Origin of the sequence: Sphingobium sp. SCG-1, from assembly GCF_002953135.1 — a bacterium.
Lineage (GTDB): Bacteria > Pseudomonadota > Alphaproteobacteria > Sphingomonadales > Sphingomonadaceae > Sphingobium.
The window spans coordinates 1,834,296-1,850,273 of sequence record NZ_CP026372.1 but is presented as its reverse complement, the minus strand read 5'-3'; the positions used below and the strand labels follow the sequence as shown (position 1 = coordinate 1,850,273).

17 protein-coding genes are annotated in these 15,978 nt (G+C 64.1%); 10 read left to right on the top strand and 7 right to left on the bottom strand.

The genetic code is table 11. The annotated features are described in order from the left end of the window. Window positions 1-45 precede the first annotated feature (45 nt). Both C1T17_RS08500 and C1T17_RS08495 read left to right on the top strand, forming a co-directional pair. Window positions 46-633, top strand: a complete 588-nt coding sequence (locus tag C1T17_RS08500; protein ID WP_223262863.1) for a PadR family transcriptional regulator — start codon at window positions 46-48, stop codon at window positions 631-633. Further along, a complete protein-coding gene (locus tag C1T17_RS08495) occupies window positions 634-915 on the top strand; it encodes a DUF2218 domain-containing protein (protein ID WP_104953082.1) in 282 nt (93 codons plus the stop codon). A gap of 3 nt (window positions 916-918) precedes the next feature. Here C1T17_RS08495 and C1T17_RS08490 read toward each other — a convergent pair whose 3' ends face one another. Then, window positions 919-1,500 carry a CAP domain-containing protein gene (locus C1T17_RS08490; protein WP_223262862.1) on the bottom strand — a complete coding sequence of 194 codons (582 nt, stop codon included), beginning with the start codon at window positions 1,498-1,500 and terminating at the stop codon, window positions 919-921. Window positions 1,501-1,514: 14 nt separating this feature from the next. Here C1T17_RS08490 and hemW point away from each other — a divergent pair, with 14 nt between their 5' ends. After that, the gene (gene hemW, locus C1T17_RS08485) at window positions 1,515-2,696 is read left to right on the top strand and encodes a radical SAM family heme chaperone HemW (protein ID WP_104953081.1); all 1,182 of its coding nucleotides are present in this window, start codon (window positions 1,515-1,517) and stop codon (window positions 2,694-2,696) included. Window positions 2,697-2,721: 25 nt separating this feature from the next. Further along, window positions 2,722-3,621: a tyrosine recombinase XerC gene (locus C1T17_RS08480; RefSeq protein WP_104953080.1), complete on the top strand. Its 900-nt coding sequence runs from the start codon at window positions 2,722-2,724 to the stop codon at window positions 3,619-3,621. Between the two features lie 4 nt (window positions 3,622-3,625). Here the strand turns inward: C1T17_RS08480 and C1T17_RS08475 are convergent, their stop codons facing one another. The 4 genes from C1T17_RS08475 to rsmI form a co-directional block, all read right to left on the bottom strand. After that, a complete protein-coding gene (locus tag C1T17_RS08475; protein WP_104953079.1) occupies window positions 3,626-4,237 on the bottom strand; it encodes a DedA family protein in 612 nt (203 codons plus the stop codon). 10 nt (window positions 4,238-4,247) lie between these two features. After that, entirely contained in the window at window positions 4,248-5,204 is a 957-nt protein-coding gene (gene gshB, locus C1T17_RS08470) for a glutathione synthase (RefSeq protein ID WP_104953078.1), read from the bottom strand. Window positions 5,205-5,340: 136 nt separating this feature from the next. After that, window positions 5,341-5,694, bottom strand: coding sequence for a YraN family protein (locus tag C1T17_RS08465; RefSeq protein WP_104953077.1), 354 nt, complete (start codon window positions 5,692-5,694; stop codon window positions 5,341-5,343). Then, window positions 5,691-6,551: a 16S rRNA (cytidine(1402)-2'-O)-methyltransferase gene (rsmI, locus tag C1T17_RS08460; RefSeq protein ID WP_104953076.1), complete on the bottom strand. Its 861-nt coding sequence runs from the start codon at window positions 6,549-6,551 to the stop codon at window positions 5,691-5,693. Before rsmI ends, C1T17_RS08465 begins: the two co-directional genes overlap by 4 nt. 11 nt (window positions 6,552-6,562) lie before the next feature. Between rsmI and C1T17_RS08455 the strand changes: the two genes are divergently transcribed. Then, window positions 6,563-7,771, top strand: coding sequence for a penicillin-binding protein activator (locus C1T17_RS08455; protein WP_104953075.1), 1,209 nt, complete (start codon window positions 6,563-6,565; stop codon window positions 7,769-7,771). A 54-nt stretch (window positions 7,772-7,825) separates the two neighbouring features. Here the strand turns inward: C1T17_RS08455 and fsa are convergent, their stop codons facing one another. Then, window positions 7,826-8,479, bottom strand: a complete 654-nt coding sequence (gene fsa, locus C1T17_RS08450; RefSeq protein ID WP_104953074.1) for a fructose-6-phosphate aldolase — start codon at window positions 8,477-8,479, stop codon at window positions 7,826-7,828. 78 nt (window positions 8,480-8,557) lie between these two features. On the opposite strand from fsa, the gene C1T17_RS08445 reads away from it, so the two are divergent. Next, window positions 8,558-10,726 carry a primosomal protein N' gene (locus C1T17_RS08445; RefSeq protein WP_104953073.1) on the top strand — a complete coding sequence of 723 codons (2,169 nt, stop codon included), beginning with the start codon at window positions 8,558-8,560 and terminating at the stop codon, window positions 10,724-10,726. Beyond that, complete coding sequence (locus tag C1T17_RS08440; protein WP_104953072.1) at window positions 10,726-10,878, top strand: DUF1289 domain-containing protein; 153 nt, start codon at window positions 10,726-10,728, stop codon at window positions 10,876-10,878. The genes C1T17_RS08445 and C1T17_RS08440 overlap by 1 nt, the downstream gene beginning before the upstream one ends. On the opposite strand, the gene ada is transcribed toward C1T17_RS08440, so the two are convergent. Beyond that, window positions 10,875-11,942 carry a bifunctional DNA-binding transcriptional regulator/O6-methylguanine-DNA methyltransferase Ada gene (gene ada, locus C1T17_RS08435; RefSeq protein WP_104955090.1) on the bottom strand — a complete coding sequence of 356 codons (1,068 nt, stop codon included), beginning with the start codon at window positions 11,940-11,942 and terminating at the stop codon, window positions 10,875-10,877. The genes C1T17_RS08440 and ada overlap by 4 nt on opposite strands. 113 nt (window positions 11,943-12,055) lie before the next feature. Between ada and C1T17_RS08430 the strand changes: the two genes are divergently transcribed. From C1T17_RS08430 to atpA, 3 genes are all read left to right on the top strand, one after another. Next, window positions 12,056-13,624 (top strand): S1C family serine protease, encoded by a 1,569-nt coding sequence (locus C1T17_RS08430; RefSeq protein WP_104953071.1) that lies wholly within the window; start codon window positions 12,056-12,058, stop codon window positions 13,622-13,624. Window positions 13,625-13,776: 152 nt separating this feature from the next. Continuing rightward, window positions 13,777-14,379: a F0F1 ATP synthase subunit delta gene (locus C1T17_RS08425; protein ID WP_104953070.1), complete on the top strand. Its 603-nt coding sequence runs from the start codon at window positions 13,777-13,779 to the stop codon at window positions 14,377-14,379. A gap of 31 nt (window positions 14,380-14,410) precedes the next feature. Beyond that, the gene (gene atpA, locus C1T17_RS08420; protein ID WP_104953069.1) at window positions 14,411-15,940 is read left to right on the top strand and encodes a F0F1 ATP synthase subunit alpha; all 1,530 of its coding nucleotides are present in this window, start codon (window positions 14,411-14,413) and stop codon (window positions 15,938-15,940) included. Window positions 15,941-15,978: the final 38 nt, after the last annotated feature.

Below are 15,978 nucleotides of genomic sequence, written 5' to 3'. Positions count from 1 at the left end.
AAGGAATTATCGATGCACTCCTATACTTCACATTCAGGACATAGAATGCGTGGCCATCGCCACTGCGGCCCCGAAGGCTTTGGGGAACGTGGCCGTCATGGTGGCGGCAGGCATGGCGGCGGACGCTTTGGCGGCGACGGCATGGGCGGCGGCGGGCCGATGCGCGGACGGCGGAGGCTGTTCGACGCAGGCGAGCTGAAGCTCATCCTGCTCAACCTGATCGCCGAAAGCCCCCGCCATGGCTACGACCTGATCCGCGCGATCGAGACGCTTTCGGGCGGCGTTTATGCCCCCAGCCCCGGCGTGGTCTATCCGATGCTGACGCTGCTCGCCGACATGGAACTTGTCGCAGAACAGCCCGGAGAAGGTAGTCGCAAGCTCTTCGGCATCACCGAAGCTGGTGCGGCGTTCCTGGAGCAGAACCGCAATGACGCACTCGACGCGCTCGGTCGTCTCGACATCCTGGCCAAGCGAGCCGAGCGGACAGATGGCGCGCCGATCCGTCGCGCCATGGATAATCTCAAGACCGCTCTCCATAATCGCCTCAGCAGCGAAGCCACGGAAGCGGACACCATCCTCAACGTCGCGGCCCTTATCGACGAAGCCGCCAGCAAGATCGAAAGGCTCAAGTAAATGGCACAGGCAACCGCCACCGTCCCGACCGAAAACGGCAGCAAATATCTCCAGCAACTCTGCAAGCATTGGAGCCACAAGCTGACCGTCGAATTCGACGCGCAAAAGGGCACGGTCACTTTCCCCAATGCCGTCGCCACGATGGAGGCGCAGCCCGCGTCGCTGCTGGTGACGGTCGAAGCGCCCGAAGCCGAGACAGTCGAGCGAATGAAGGGCGTCGTCGCCGATCATCTCAATCGCTTCGCGTTCCGGGAAGCCCCGCTGCCCTTCGACTGGCAGTAAGCGCTACTTCATCTCGCCGAAGATCGTGCGCCCATAGACGTTGCCCGGAGGCGTGTATCGGCACACCAGATAATCGTCCCGTTCGTTCGATACCAGCGCACAGCCGAGCGTCGTCGTGTCTCGCCAAACCATCTGGGTATAGTGCCCCACATCGCGCCAGTCGCCCGTTGTGCTGAAATCGGGCACCGGGCGATGGCGGTAGTAGCGGCGCTCCTTTTCCCAACTCGCCGCCATTTCCGCATAGGTGAACGCGCCGCGAGTCCCCATCCAAAGGTTCTCGCCCTGCGGCGTCGGGCGAAACGCCTTGTCGCTATGCTGGAAGCGCTTGGTACGCGCGAGTTCGCGGGCATAGATCATCGCCTGCGCCGCCAGCCCGTCATCCCATTTCAGCGGCGGCACGTTCACATCGCGCCGCGCCTCTTCATGCGCGCGCATCATGGTCCTGCGCAGCAAGTCCGTACCCCGAGGCCGCGCCTCCTCCGGATCATACCAGTCCGACTGAATATGCGATTGTCGCTCGGTCTGGCTGATGGCCACACCCGGCATCATCGCAACAGCAAGTAGCAACCCCGGCCAAATCCGCATACAGACGCCCCATCATGTTGCCGCATCCTGCTCCCCTGACTCTGAACGCTTCCCTAACCGGCGATCTGGCGCTGTATATTCATTGGCCGTTCTGCGTCTCCAAATGTCCCTATTGCGACTTCAATAGCCATGTCCGCGAGACGATCGACGCGGACGCGTGGGAAGCCGCGCTGCTCGCCGACATGGCGCATGAGGCCGCGCTGACGTCGGGACGGCGGCTAAGCTCGATCTTCTTCGGCGGCGGCACGCCATCGCTGATGCCGCCGAAGATCGCTGCAGCGCTGATCGTCGCGGCGGAGCAGCATTGGGGCTTCGCGCCGGACATCGAGATAACGCTGGAGGCCAACCCAAGCTCTGTAGAGTCCGCCCGCTTCGCCGATCTGGCCGCCGCTGGCGTGAACCGCGTCTCCCTCGGGCTACAGGCATTGGACGACGACGCGTTGCGCTTCCTCGGTCGCGCGCATGGCGTCGCCGAAGGATTGGCCGCCCTCGACTCCGCCCAGCATGTGTTCGATCGCGTCACCTTCGACCTCATCTATGCCCGCCCCGATCAGAGCGAAGCGGATTGGCAGGCCGAACTGTCCCGCGCGCTGAGATTCGGCACCGGCCATCTCTCGCTCTATCAACTCACTATCGAACCCGGCACGCGCTTCGAAAGCATGGTCCGGCGCGGCGACTTTGTTCCCGCCGATCCCGATCATTGCGCGACGCTCTACGAAGTCACGCAGGCTTTAACCGATGCAGCGGCAATGCCCGCCTATGAGATCAGCAACTACGCCCGCATGGGGCAGGAGAGCCGCCACAATCTTACTTACTGGCGCTATCGTGATTATGTCGGCATCGGCCCCGGCGCGCATGGGCGGCGCAACGCGCAGGCGACGCAGCGACACAAAAAGCCCGAGAACTGGATGAGCGCCGTCGCCCGCAATGGCCATGGCCTAAAGAGCGAGGACGCGCTGGCCCCTGAGGAACGCGCGACGGAGGCGCTGCTGATGGGCTTGCGGTTGCGCGAGGGCGTGGACCTCGACGGCATCGCCGCCATATCCGGGATCGCGCCCGCCGCGCTGGTTGATCGTCAGGCGATAGAGCGGCTGTCCGATCTGGGTTTCGTACAGGCCAGTGGCTCTCACCTTCAGGTTCTCCCCGCAGGCATGTTGCTGCTCGACGCGATCCTGCCGCAAGTCGTTGCACTCTAGCTGTCTGCCGCTCTACAACGCTGCCATGTCCGCCGCCCAATCCCTGATCGAAGACTGGCGTAAATATCTCGCACAGGATCGCCGCCGGTCGGTCCACACCGTACGCGCCTATATCGCCACCGCCGAGCGGCTGGTCGCCTTCCTGCAGGAACATCAGGGCGGCAGTGTCACTCGCAACGACCTCACCAGCCTGAAGACCGCGGACATTCGCAGCTTCCTCGCCGAGCGCCGGATCACAGACGATATCGGAAATCTCTCCGCCGCGCGCGAACTCTCTGCCATCCGCGGGTTCCTGCGGTTCGTCGGCGGCGAAGGCGCAAACGTGCCCGCCATCAAAGGCCCCCGCGTCAAGCGCGGCATCCCCAGGCCCGTCTCTCCCGACGATGTCATCGCGCTGGCGCACGACGTGGCCGAAACTGCGCGTGATGGCTGGATCGGTGCGCGCGACTGGGCAGTGCTACTGCTGCTTTATGGCGCGGGCCTGCGCATCGGTGAGGCTATGTCGCTCACGGGCGAAATCCTGCCGCTACAGGAGACCCTGCGCGTCACCGGCAAGCGCAACAAGACCCGGATCGTGCCGCTGCTGCCCCAGGTGCGCGAAGCCATCGACGCTTATCTGGCGGTCTGCCCCTACCCGGCGGAATGCGGCGAACCGCTGTTCAAAGGCGCACGCGGCGGACCGCTCTCCGCCTCGCTGATCCGCCGCGCGGTGCAGGGTGCAAGAGGCCGCCTTGGCTTGTCGGAGCGCACCACGCCCCACGCCCTGCGCCACAGTTTCGCAACGCATCTGCTGGGTCGCGGGGCGGATCTGCGATCGTTGCAGGAATTGCTGGGCCACGCGAGCCTGTCCTCGACGCAAGTCTATACGCATGTCGATGCCGCGCACCTTCTCGACGTCTACCGCAACGCGCACCCACGCGCCTGACGCGTTAGCTTTGTTCGGTTGCTGCCGGCCGCCACGTAATCAGACGATACACATAAAAGATCACCGCCAGCGCGATGGTCACCGTCGTCACTGGCCCAATATATTTATCCACTTCCTTGAAGTGGGCGCCGAGCAGATATCCCGCATAGGCCAGCACCACGTTCCAGATTAGCGCTCCGCCCGCCGTCCAAGCCAAAAACCGGACATGCCCCATGCGGAACAGTCCGGCAGGCAGCGACACCATCGTCCGGAATGCGGGCATGAACCGGAAGAAGAACACGATGATCTGGCCATGCTTGGAAAACAGCCGATTGATCGCCTCCACATCGCGCCATTCCAGCGTCGCCCACCTCCCATAGCGCTCCACCAACGGCCGCAGCCGCGCAAAGCCGAACTTCACGCCAATCAGAAACCAGAAATAATTGCCGATCGTGGTGCCCAAAGTACCCGCCACCAGCAACGGCACCATGTCCATCCGCCCCTGCCCGACACGAATGCCGCCGATCCCCATTATGAGTTCAGAAGGGATCGGCGGGAACACATTCTCCAGCACCATCAGGAACCAGATGCCCCAATAGCCGCCTGCGTCGATAAGATGGAGAACCCAATCGGTCATCAGCTACGGATCAGGCCCGCGCAGCCAGGCGGGCGTCGATCGCGTCCCAGATCATGCCGCCGGTATCGGTGCCGTTGAACGCGTCGATCGAGACGATGCCTGTCGGGGAAGTCACGTTGATCTCGGTCAGCCATTCGCCGCCGATCACGTCGATGCCTACGAACAGCAATCCGCGTTTTTTCAGTTCCGGCCCCATCGCCGCGCAAATCTCGCGCTCGCGCTCGGTGAGGTCCGTCTTGGCCGCCGATCCGCCGACCGCGAGGTTCGACCGGATCTCGCCAGCGCCCGGCACGCGATTGACCGCACCCGCCACTTCGCCATCCACCAACACGATGCGCTTGTCGCCGCTCGCGACGCCGGGGATGAAGGCCTGCACCATGAACGGCTCGACCCATGAGGCGTTGAAGAGTTCCACCAGCGCCGAAAGATTGCTGCCCTTGGAGTCCACATGGAACACCGCCGTGCCCGCATTGCCATAGAGCGGCTTCACCACGATCTCGCCATGTTCAGCGAGGAAACTCTTGGTTTCGGTCAAGCTGCGCGTAATCATCGTCGGCGGCATGAAGCGTGCATAGTCGAGCACGAACACCTTTTCCGGCGCGTTGCGCACGGCGGTGGGATCGTTGACGACCAGCGTCTCATCCTGAATACGCTCCAGCAGATGGGTCGCGGTGATGTAGGACAAATCGAAAGGCGGATCCTGCCGCATCAGCACCACGTCGATATCGCGGCCAAGATCAAGCCGCACCGGGTCGTCGAAAGTGAAGTGATCCCCCTCAATCTTGCGCACGTCCACCGGGCGGGCCATCGCAACAACGCGGCCTTCGCGGAATGTGATGTCGGGCGCGAGATAATGGTAAAGCTTATGCCCCCGCGCCTGCGCCGCCAGCATGATGTGGAAGGTCGAGTCCCCGCCGATCTTGATCGATTCCATCGGGTCCATCTGCACGGCGACATTCAGGGGCATAACGGCCTTTCCAGTTTAACATCCGTTCGCCCTGAGCGAAGTCGAAGGGATATGCCGAGCGGAGCGAGGCACCTTCACTGCGTTCAGGCGAAGGCTTCGACTTCGCTCAGCCCGAACGGGAAACGAGGCGAATTGCTCACCCCCCGTGCCAGACGTTGGTCAAATGGCGCGGCGGGCGTCCCGGCGCAAGGAGCATCACGTCGATTCGCATGTCGTCGCCCGGCTGGCAGTAGGTATCCGCCAGGATTTCTGCCGCGCGTGCGACCCGTGACAGCCGCCGTTCGTCGATCGCGAAGTCCAGTTCCTGCGCGCTTCCCCGCGCCTTCACTTCGACAAAAGCCACGATCCCCGACTTGCGCGCGATCAGGTCGATTTCCCCCAACGGCGTGCGAACGCGGCGGCCGAGTATCTGCCAGCCCTTCAGCCGCAGCCACCAACCACAGATGCGCTCCGCCTGCCGCCCGCGCTTCTCCGCTGCCTGCCGTGTCACCCCTTCAGCACCATCGCCCGCGCGTAGAGTTCGCGCCGGTCCAACCCCAGCGCCTTGGCAACTTCGCCAGCCGCTTTAGAGACGGGAAGCCGCGCCATCGCTTCGATCAACGCAGCGTCGGCATCCTCCTGGCTGGCGGCAGGCGCTTCGCCCGGCGGCCCGACGATCACGACGATCTCTCCCCGCGGCGGCGCGTCGGCATAGCGTGCTGACAATTCGCGCAACGTGCCCGTCACAGTCTCCTCGAATGTCTTGCTGATCTCCCGCACGACAGCCGCATCACGATCGCCAAGGCCTTCCGCCATAGCCGCAAGGCTCGCCGACAAACGCGGGCCGCTTTCGTACAACACTAACGTCGCGCGCAACGCCGCCACTTCTGCCAGCGCATCGCCGCGCGCCTTTGCCTTGGAAGACAAAAACCCCATGAACAGAAAACGGTCGGTCGGCAGGCCACTCAACGTCAACGCCACGATCGCCGCGCTTGGCCCCGGCAGGCTTGTTACGAATCTTCCTGCCGCACGCGCATCTCGCACCAGCTTATATCCCGGGTCAGAAATCAGCGGCGTTCCGGCATCCGACAATAGCGCCACAGCCTCTCCAACCATGCGATCCACCAGCCGTTGCCGCAGGCTGTCGTTGCTATGATCGTGATAGGGCACCATGGGCCGGTCCGATCCTGCCGCACGCAGCAGCTTGGCGCTGACTCGCGTGTCCTCCACTGCCACGACATCGGCCTTGCGCAATATCTCGGCGGCGCGTGGCGTCAGGTCACCGAGGTTGCCGATAGGCCCGGCGACGATATAAAGGCCGGGCGCCAAACGAGATTCATCTCGAACAGATTCAAAAGCAGTTTCCATAAGGACGCCAGATGACAGAGACGGATGCCGGACCGCAAGCAGGCATATTGCCGACCGTGAAGCGCAGCGCGCGATTTGCCTTCGTACTTGGCGCGCTGATGGTGGCGGGTTGCCAGACCATCGTGCCCCGCGGCGAGCCGCCGGTCGGTCCCGCAACGCCCGAACAGCCGGTCGATCGCCCTGTCGAACCCGGCCTCCCCACGGACACCGCGCGCAATCGCGTGGCGCTGCTGGTGCCGATGAGCGGCCCGAACGCGGGCGTCGGTCAGTCGATCGCGAACGCCACGACCTTGGCGCTGCTCGACACCAAAGCCGACAAGGTGCGCATCACGACCTATGACACGAACCTGGGCGCAGCCGCCGCCGCCAACCGCGCGCTGTCCGAAGGCAACCGCCTGATCCTCGGCCCCCTGATGGCCGAAGACGCGCGTATCATCGGTCCGATCGCGCAAAAGGCACGCGTGCCGGTCATCAGCTTTTCAAATGACGCCAGCATTGCGGGCAACGGCATCTATTCGATGGGCTACGCACCCGCGCAGTCGATCGAGCGCGTCGTGACCTTCGCCAAGTCGAAGGGCCTCAACAGCTTTGCCGCCCTCGTCCCTCGCGGCACCTATGGCGAGCGTGCAGGCACCTCGCTGCTGCGCGCGGTCGAAGGCGCCGGCGGCACGGTCGTTTCGATGCAGCCGTTCGACCGCTCGCCCGGCTCCATCACGGCCGCGATCAAGAAGCTGGACGCCAGTTCGCGCTATGATGCGGTGCTGATCGCGGACGGCGGGCGTGTGGCGATGCAGGCCGCGCCGGTCCTGCGCAAGAGCGCCAAAGGTGCCAATGCGCAGGTGCTCGGCACCGAACTCTGGAACACCGACAACGCGATCGCATCGACGCCAGCCCTACGCGGCGCATGGTTCGCCAGCGTGTCGGATGGTCTCTATGGCCAACTGGCGACGCGCTATCGCGCCCGCTTCGGCAGCGCCCCGTTCCGTCTATCGTCACTTGGCTATGACGCGGTGCTGCTGACGGTGCGGATCGCCCGCGACTGGCGAGTCGGCACACCCTTCCCCGCTGCACGCCTCAATGATGCGGGCGGGTTCTCCGGGATCGACGGCGCGTTCCGCTTCAGCAGCACCGGCATTGCGGAACGCGCGCTCGAAGTGAATCAGGTGAACAGCGGCAGCATCGCCGTGGTCGACGCCGCGCCTAAAGGCTTCGGGGAGTAAGCGCTTCACTTGCACCACCCCGGCACCGGCCGGGGTGGTGCAAAGCCGCAGTGATTAGAGGATCGACTGACCCGTCTTCGCCCAATCGGCCATGAACCCGGCAATGCCCTTTTCGGTCAGCACATGGTTGAAGAGCGACTTGATGACCGCAGGCGGGGCCGTCATCACGTCCGCACCGATCTTGGCGCTTTCCAGCACATGGATCGGATGCCGCACGCTGGCGACCAGGATTCGGGTGTCGAAGGCATAGTTGTCGTAGATCAGGCGGATATCCTGGATCAGCGCCATACCATCGAAGCCGTTGTCGTCATGCCGACCGACGAAGGGCGAAATGAACGCCGCACCCGCCTTTGCCGCCAGCAGCGCCTGATTGGCGGAGAAGCACAACGTCACATTCACCATCACGCCGTCGTCCGAAAGCGCCTTGCAGGTCTTGAGACCATCGAGCGTCAGCGGCACCTTGATGCAGACATTGTCCGCGATCTTCCGCAGGACGGCGGCTTCCTTCATCATCGTCTCATGGTCGAGCGCGATGACTTCGGCGGACACGGGGCCTTGCACGATGCCGCAGATTTCCTCGACCACTTCGACGAACTTGCGGCCCGACTTGGCGATCAGCGAAGGATTGGTCGTCACGCCATCCAGCAGGCCGGTGGCGGCAAGATCACGGATTTCGGCGGTGTCTGCGGTGTCTACGAAGAATTTCATGGGGCTGCCCCTCCGGCTAAGCGATTCGCGTGGGGCTGGCTATAGGCGCGCAAACTTCCCTGGGGTAGGGCACAGATCATGACTCGCGCCCGCGTCCTGATCCTCAACGCCGCCCTCGGCCCGCTCGACTACCGCGTACCGCACGGCATGAGCGTCGAGCCGGGCAGCATCGTCGTCGCGCCGCTTGGTCCGCGTCAACTGGTCGGCGTGGTGTGGGAGGAGGATAGCTTTCCCAATGTGGAGGCCGTGGGCGACAATCGCTTGCGCCCGCTGCTGGGCGTCATGGATGCGCCGCCGATCCCTGCTCCGCTGCGTCGCCTGATCGAATGGACGGCGGACTATTACCTAGCCCCGCCCGCCGCTGTGCTGCGGATGGCGCTCGCCTCGCAGTCCGCGCTGGAGGGCACCCGCACCACCGTCGAATATCGCGCCACCGGCACAGCTCCCGACCGCCTCACCGAACAGCGCGCAAAGGCATTGGAGCGCATCGGCGACCGGCAGGGATTGATCCGTGAACTCGCCACCATCGGCGGGGTGTCGGACGCAGTGATTCGGGGCCTAGTAAAGGTCGGCGCGTTCGAACCCATCGAAGTCAGCACCGACACGCCCTTCCCCGAACCGGACGCGGATTTTGCCCCGCCGGACCTGTCGGACAACCAATCCGCCGCCGCCGCGCAGCTGATCGAGGCAGTCGACAAGAAGGACTTCCATCCCTTCCTGCTCGACGGTGTCACCGGCTCCGGAAAAACCGAAGTCTATTTCGAAGCGATCGCGCAGGCCCTACGCGACAACCGCCAGATTCTGGTTCTCCTGCCCGAAATTGCGCTAACCGAACCGTTCCTCGATCGTTTCACCAAACGCTTCGGCGTGGAGCCTGTCGCGTGGCACAGTGGCCTGCGCCAATCCGAACGACGCCGCGCGTGGCGCGCCGTCGCGACGGGCCAGGCCAAGGTCGTCGTCGGCGCGCGATCCGCGCTGTTCCTGCCCTATCCGCACCTCGGCCTGATCATTGTGGATGAGGCGCATGAGACGAGCTTCAAGCAGGAAGACGGCGTCCATTATCACGCACGCGATGTCGCGGTGATGCGCGGGCTGATGGAGAAATGCCCCGTCATCCTCGCCTCTGCCACCCCCGCCATCGAAACGCGCCATCAGGTCGAAGTCGGCCGCTATACCGAAATCAAGCTGCCCGCCCGCTTCGGCGGCGCGCAAATGCCCGAGATCATCGGCCTTAACCTGCTGACCCATCCACCGGATCGCGGCCGCTGGATCGCGCCGCTGCTCGTCACCGCCATCGACGAAGTGCTGGAAAAGGGCGAACAGGCGCTGCTATTTCTCAACCGCCGGGGCTATGCACCCCTGACCTTGTGCCGCCATTGCGGATATCGCTTTCAGTGCCCCAATTGCACCGCGTGGATGGTGGAGCATCGCCTGACCCGCCGACTCGCCTGCCACCATTGCGGGCACGTGGTCCCGGTTCCCAAGGCCTGCCCCGACTGCAAGAGCGAGGACGCCCTCGTCCCCTGCGGCCCCGGCGTCGAGCGCATTGCCGATGAAGTCGCGCTGCTCTGGCCCACCGCCCGCACCGCCATCGCCGCCTCCGACACACTCTGGTCGCCCGCCAAAGCCGCCGATTTCGTGCGGAGCGTGGAAGGCGGCGCCGTCGACATCATTATCGGCACGCAGCTCATCACCAAGGGCTATCACTTCCCCAACCTGACGCTGGTCGGCGTGATCGACGCGGATCTGGGGCTGGAGGGCGGCGACCTGCGCGCTTCGGAGAAAACCTTCCAGCAGATCGTGCAGGTTTCCGGTCGCGCCGGTCGCGGCGTCAAGCCGGGACGCGTGTTCATCCAGACGCGCATGCCCGACGCGCCCGTCATCAAGGCGCTGATCAGCGGCGACACCGAAGCCTTCTACGCCACAGAAACCGCCAGCCGCCGCCATGCGCACGCACCGCCCTTCGGCCGCTTCGCCGCCATCATCGTCTCCAGTGACGACCCCGCCGAAGCCTCCAGCGTCGCTCGCCTGATCGGCAAGAGCGCGCCCGACATCGATGGCATGCGCGTCTACGGCCCCGCGCCCGCCCCACTCGCCGTGCTACGCGGCCGTCACCGTCACCGCCTGCTCGTCCACGCCACGCGCCAACTCGATGTGCAGGGTGCCATCCGCGAATGGCTTGACAATGTCGTCTGGAAATCCGGCACGCGGGTAGCGGTCGATATCGACCCCTACAGCTTCATGTGATGCAGATCCCCAGCCCCTGCACCAAAATCTGCAAGCTCGATCAGCGGCAGACGCGCTGCATCGGTTGCGGGCGCACGCTCGATGAAATCGGGCGGTGGTCCACCATGCCCGACGCCGAGCGTAACGCCATTATGGCGCGCCTCGCGCGCTAGCCCTTCCGCTCCAGCGCCAGCAACTTCTCCTTGCGCTCCAACCCGTAAGCATAGCCGCCCAACGTCCCGTCGGTGCGTAAAACCCGATGGCACGGCACTAGCACCGCCAGCACATTGTCGCCGCAAGCCGACCCGGCCGCGCGTACCGCGCCGGGCTTGCCGATGCTGGCCGCGACCTGGCTATACGTGCGCGTCTCTCCCGCCGGGATTGCCCGCAATGCGTCCCACACGGCCTGCTGGAACGCAGTGCCCTGAACGTCGACGGGCAAGTTCGCAATCCGCGCCGGGTTGTCGACCAGCGCAACCACTTCGTTCGCGAGCGCTGTGAACGCCGCGTCTGCCGCGCGGATATCGGCCGCCGGAAACCGCCGCCGCAGTTCCGCTTCATCCTCGTCGAAGCTGATCCGGCACAGGCCCTTTTCGGTCGCCGCCACCAACATCGGCCCCAGGCTCGTGTCCGCGATGGTGTAGCGGATGGTCACGCCCGCCCCGCCCTTCTTCCACGCGCTCGGCGTCATGCCCAGCCGCTGTTCCGCATCGGCATAGGCCCGACTTGGGCCGCTATAGCCCGCATCGTAAATGGCATCGGTCACGCGACTATCCTCCTTCAAAGCATTCTCCAGCCGATCCGCCCGCAGCTTCCGCGCATAGGCGGCAGGCGTCACGCCTGTGGCCCGCTTAAACAGACGGTGAAAATGATGCGGCGCATAGCTCACTGCCTGCGCCAATGCCTCCAGCGCCAGCGGCGCCTCTGCCTGCGCGATCAAGGCCAGTGCGCGGTCCACTGCCTGCCGATCGCGCCCGACCTCATCGGGCTTGCAACGCAGGCACGCCCGGAAGCCCGCAGCTCGCGCCGCCGGGCCATCGGCAAAGAACAGCACGTTCTTCTTGAGCGGATGCCGCGCCGGGCAACTCGGCTTGCAATAAATCCCCGTGGTCAGCACCGCACCGACAAATTTACCGTCCAGATCGCGATCACGCCGGGAGAACGCATCCCAGCACAGGTCCGGGTCGAGCGCGGCAGCTATGGGAGCAAAGGCAACGGGATCGGTCATTATCGTCATGGCTTTATCCTGCGCCGTGGCCCGCGCAAAGGCTTCCCGCATCTTGCTTTCAAAGCACGTCCCCTCTCCTTTCCATTTTACTTCGCGCATATTGGCAATATGTATCGCGCCCTATGACATCTTTCCTGCCCGTAACGTTTCGGCGCATAGCCGCCGCCCTGCTGTTGCTCGGCTTTGCCGCGACGGCGCGCGCGGACCAGATGGATTTGACCGCCGCCGCCCGCAATGTCGTGCGCGTCGCCTTGGTCGCCACCGATGGTTCCGAAGCCTATTTCGTCGGGCATGGCAGCGGGCTTGTGGTCGCGCCGGACAAGGTGCTGACGAACGCGCATGTCGTCGAACTGACGCGCGAAGAGAAGAATCTCGTCATCGGCATCGTGCCCTCTGAGGGCAAGAAGAGCTATGGCGGGCGCGTCATCGCCTATTCGCCGGGCAACGATCTGGCGCTGATCCAGATGGACAGCGGCCGCTTGCCCCCCGCCACGTTCTACGCCGGCGCGCCGACCGACGGGCAGCATGTCACCGCAATCGGCTATCCCGGCACCGTAGACCGCGCGCAGGGTCTGGGCCTCAAGGAAATGGTCGAGCCGATGAACGCCGTGAAGACCGGCGGCAACGTGTCGTCCGGCCGTTCGGGCAAGAATTTCGATACGGTTCTCCATACCGCCCCCCTCGCGGCCGGGAACAGCGGCGGGCCGCTGGTGGACGATTGCGGACGCGTGCTGGGCCTAAATAGCTTCGGCTCGATCTCCGATGGCAACGACGCCGAATTTGGTTTCGCAGTATCCAATCGGGAGATCGCATCTTTCCTGAGGCAGGCAGGCGTCACCTTCCTGCGCACCTCCGCCCCCTGCCGCTCGCTCGCCGACATAGACGAGGCCGAAGCGCGCCGCACCGCACAGGAAGCTGCACGACAGGAAGCCACCGAACGCGCCAGCGCCGCCACGCGCGAAGCCGCCGTTACCAAGGCACGCAATGCGGCCGAACAGGACGTCATATCGGCTCGCGAGAATGTCATGGCGTTGGCCGCCGTGCTCCTCGCCTTTGCTGTCCTCGCGACCGGCGCGGCGGGCCTCACCTATACGCAGGGCAAGCGGCGACCGGCCATGTGGTTCGGTATCGGCGGCGGCCTGTTGCTGATCGGCGCGTTGCTCGCCTTCTTCCTGCGCCCCAGTTTCTCCAGCATCGAGGATCGCGTGGCTGCCTCCGCCATCGACACCGGCGAAGTCACCACGGCACAGACCATCGGCTATGCGGCTACCGGCGACAATATCTGCCGGATCGATGAGAGCCGCAGCCGGATCACCGTCACCGAAACGACTGACGTGCCGCTCAACTGGACCGATACCGGCTGCGCGAACGGCAAGGAGCAATACCTGCGCGACGGGACCGACTGGCTCCGCGTCAACACCACGCCGGACGACGCCGCCATCTCCGTCGCCCGCTTCGATCCCGCCACCGGCATGCTACGCACCGAACGCTATCTTGCCGATGCCGATACCCTGGATCGCGCCCGCGAAATCCGGGCGCGTACCGACGCGGGAGCCTGCACCACAGACGCCGGATCGCTCGGCAAGCTCAAACAGATGCAGAACGACCTGCGCGCCATCCTGCCACTACAGCCCAACGAACGGCTGGTCTATCAATGCGGCAAGGGCAAGATCGACGCCGCCACGCCATAATCGGCGTTCGTGAAAACAGCGTTTCAGGCGTCAACTTCGCGCTCAAGTTATACTACCGCCCTGTTATCGCCAAGGCGTCTTGCATCGCGGCACCCCTCCTGCTAACCGGCCCGCAGATCAGGGGGGTCGGGCAACCACCTCCCCTTCTTGGCATGAGTGCCATTTTTCAAGCGGAGGACTTTCACAGCGTGGAAACAGGCGGCGGTATAAGCGGCGGAATCCAGGCCAGCCTCAGCGGTCGCTATGCGGTGGCGCTGTTCGAACTGGCTCGCGATAGCAATGCGCTCGACACAGTCGCGCAGAGCCTGTCCGGCCTCAAGAAAGCGCTCGCCGAATCGAGCGATTTCAAGGCGCTGATCGTTAGCCCTGTCGTGGGACGCGAAGTGGCCGTGAAGACGGTGGCCGCCGTTGCGAAGTCGATGAACCTCGATCCGCTGACGTCCAATTTCCTCGGTGTCCTCGCGCAGAACCGCCGCCTCGGCCAACTGTCTGCGGTGATCCGCCACTATGAGACGCTGCTGTCGAATCATCGTGGCGAAGCGCGTGCCGAAGTCACTTCCGCGCATCCGCTCGACGCAACCCAGATCACGGCTCTGCAAAAGAGCCTCCGTGCCCGCGTCGGTCGCGAAGTCGCGCTCGATGCGAAGGTCGATCCTGCCATTCTCGGCGGGCTGGTCGTCAAGATTGGCAGCCAGATGATCGACAGCTCCATCCGTACCCGTTTGAACACTCTCGCCCAAGCAATGAAGGGCTGAAGACCCGCAAGGGTCCGATGAAAGGCTGAACATGGATATCAACGCCGCAGAAATTTCGAAGGTCATCAAGGACCAGATCGCCAGCTTCGGCACCGAAGCGCAGGTTTCCGAAGTCGGAACCGTGCTGAGCGTCGGTGACGGCATCGCCCGTATTCACGGTCTGGACAATGTGCAGGCCGGTGAAATGGTCGCCTTCTCCAACGGCGTGCAGGGCATGGCCCTGAACCTGGAAGCCGATAACGTCGGCGCGGTGATCTTCGGCTCCGATGCCGAGATCAAGGAAGGCGATACCGTCAAGCGCACCGGCACCATCGTGGATGTTCCCGTGGGCCGTGGCCTGCTCGGCCGCGTGGTCGATGGCCTGGGAAACCCGATCGACGGCAAGGGCCCGATCGTTTCCGACCAGCGCATGCGCGTCGAGAAGAAGGCACCGGGCATCATCCCGCGCACCTCGGTGCATGAACCCGTGCAGACTGGCCTCAAAGCCATCGACACGCTTGTTCCCGTCGGCCGTGGCCAGCGCGAACTGATCATCGGCGACCGTCAGACCGGCAAGACCGCCGTCGCGATCGACACCTTCATCAATCAGAAGGGCGTCAACGCAGGCAACGACGAAAGCAAGAAGCTCTATTGCATCTATGTCGCCGTCGGCCAGAAGCGCTCGACCGTTGCGCAGATTGTGCGTCAACTCGAAGAAAATGGCGCGATGGAATATTCCATCGTCGTTGCGGCAACCGCTTCGGAGCCAGCGCCGCTCCAGTATCTCGCGCCTTACACCGGCGTCACCATGGGCGAATATTTCCGCGACAACGGCATGCACGCGTTGATCGTCTATGACGATCTCTCGAAGCAGGCCGTGGCCTATCGCCAGATGTCGCTGCTGCTGCGTCGCCCTCCGGGCCGCGAAGCCTATCCCGGCGACGTGTTCTATCTCCACAGCCGCCTGCTTGAGCGCGCCGCGAAAATGAACAGCGACAATGGTTCAGGTTCACTCACCGCGCTGCCGATCATCGAAACGCAGGCAGGCGACGTGTCCGCCTACATTCCGACCAACGTGATTTCTATCACCGATGGCCAGATCTTCCTCGAAACCAACCTTTTCTATCAGGGTATCCGTCCGGCCATCAACGTGGGTCTGTCGGTGTCGCGCGTCGGTTCCGCCGCGCAGACCAAGGCAATGAAGAAGGTCTCCGGCTCGATCAAGCTGGAACTGGCGCAGTATCGCGAAATGGCGGCCTTCGCGCAGTTCGGTTCCGATCTCGACGCATCCACGCAGAAGCTGCTGAACCGCGGTGCGCGCCTGACGGAACTGCTCAAGCAGCCCCAGTTCTCGCCACTGCCCTTCGAAGAGCAGACCGCGTCGATCTTCGCGGGCACCAATGGCTATCTGGACAGCATCCCGGTCTCGGACGTTAACCGCTATGAGGAGGCGATGCTCTCCTTCCTGCGGCACGACCATGCGGACCTGCTGACCGCGATCCGCGACAGCAAGGATCTGTCGGACGACAGCAAGTCGAAGCTGAAAGCCGCACTCGACAGCTTCGGCAAGACGTTCGCCTGAAACATGTAACGCTCCCCCCGGTTCACGCTGGGGGAGAC

Bases quoted from the DNA above. Each gene is read 5' to 3' on its own strand.
- C1T17_RS08500 (WP_223262863.1), top strand. From the start codon at position 46: ATGCGTGGCCATCGCCACTGCGGCCCCGAAGGCTTTGGGGAACGTGGC.
- C1T17_RS08495 (WP_104953082.1), top strand. From the start codon at position 634: ATGGCACAGGCAACCGCCACCGTCCCGACCGAAAACGGCAGCAAATAT.
- C1T17_RS08490 (WP_223262862.1), bottom strand. From the start codon at position 1,500: ATGCGGATTTGGCCGGGGTTGCTACTTGCTGTTGCGATGATGCCGGGT.
- hemW (WP_104953081.1), top strand. From the start codon at position 1,515: ATGTTGCCGCATCCTGCTCCCCTGACTCTGAACGCTTCCCTAACCGGC.
- C1T17_RS08480 (WP_104953080.1), top strand. From the start codon at position 2,722: ATGTCCGCCGCCCAATCCCTGATCGAAGACTGGCGTAAATATCTCGCA.
- C1T17_RS08475 (WP_104953079.1), bottom strand. From the start codon at position 4,237: ATGACCGATTGGGTTCTCCATCTTATCGACGCAGGCGGCTATTGGGGC.
- gshB (WP_104953078.1), bottom strand. From the start codon at position 5,204: ATGCCCCTGAATGTCGCCGTGCAGATGGACCCGATGGAATCGATCAAG.
- rsmI (WP_104953076.1), bottom strand. From the start codon at position 6,551: ATGGAAACTGCTTTTGAATCTGTTCGAGATGAATCTCGTTTGGCGCCC.
- C1T17_RS08455 (WP_104953075.1), top strand. From the start codon at position 6,563: ATGACAGAGACGGATGCCGGACCGCAAGCAGGCATATTGCCGACCGTG.
- fsa (WP_104953074.1), bottom strand. From the start codon at position 8,479: ATGAAATTCTTCGTAGACACCGCAGACACCGCCGAAATCCGTGATCTT.
- C1T17_RS08445 (WP_104953073.1), top strand. From the start codon at position 8,558: ATGACTCGCGCCCGCGTCCTGATCCTCAACGCCGCCCTCGGCCCGCTC.
- C1T17_RS08440 (WP_104953072.1), top strand. From the start codon at position 10,726: ATGCAGATCCCCAGCCCCTGCACCAAAATCTGCAAGCTCGATCAGCGG.
- ada (WP_104955090.1), bottom strand. From the start codon at position 11,942: ATGACGATAATGACCGATCCCGTTGCCTTTGCTCCCATAGCTGCCGCG.
- C1T17_RS08430 (WP_104953071.1), top strand. From the start codon at position 12,056: ATGACATCTTTCCTGCCCGTAACGTTTCGGCGCATAGCCGCCGCCCTG.
- C1T17_RS08425 (WP_104953070.1), top strand. From the start codon at position 13,777: ATGAGTGCCATTTTTCAAGCGGAGGACTTTCACAGCGTGGAAACAGGC.
- atpA (WP_104953069.1), top strand. From the start codon at position 14,411: ATGGATATCAACGCCGCAGAAATTTCGAAGGTCATCAAGGACCAGATC.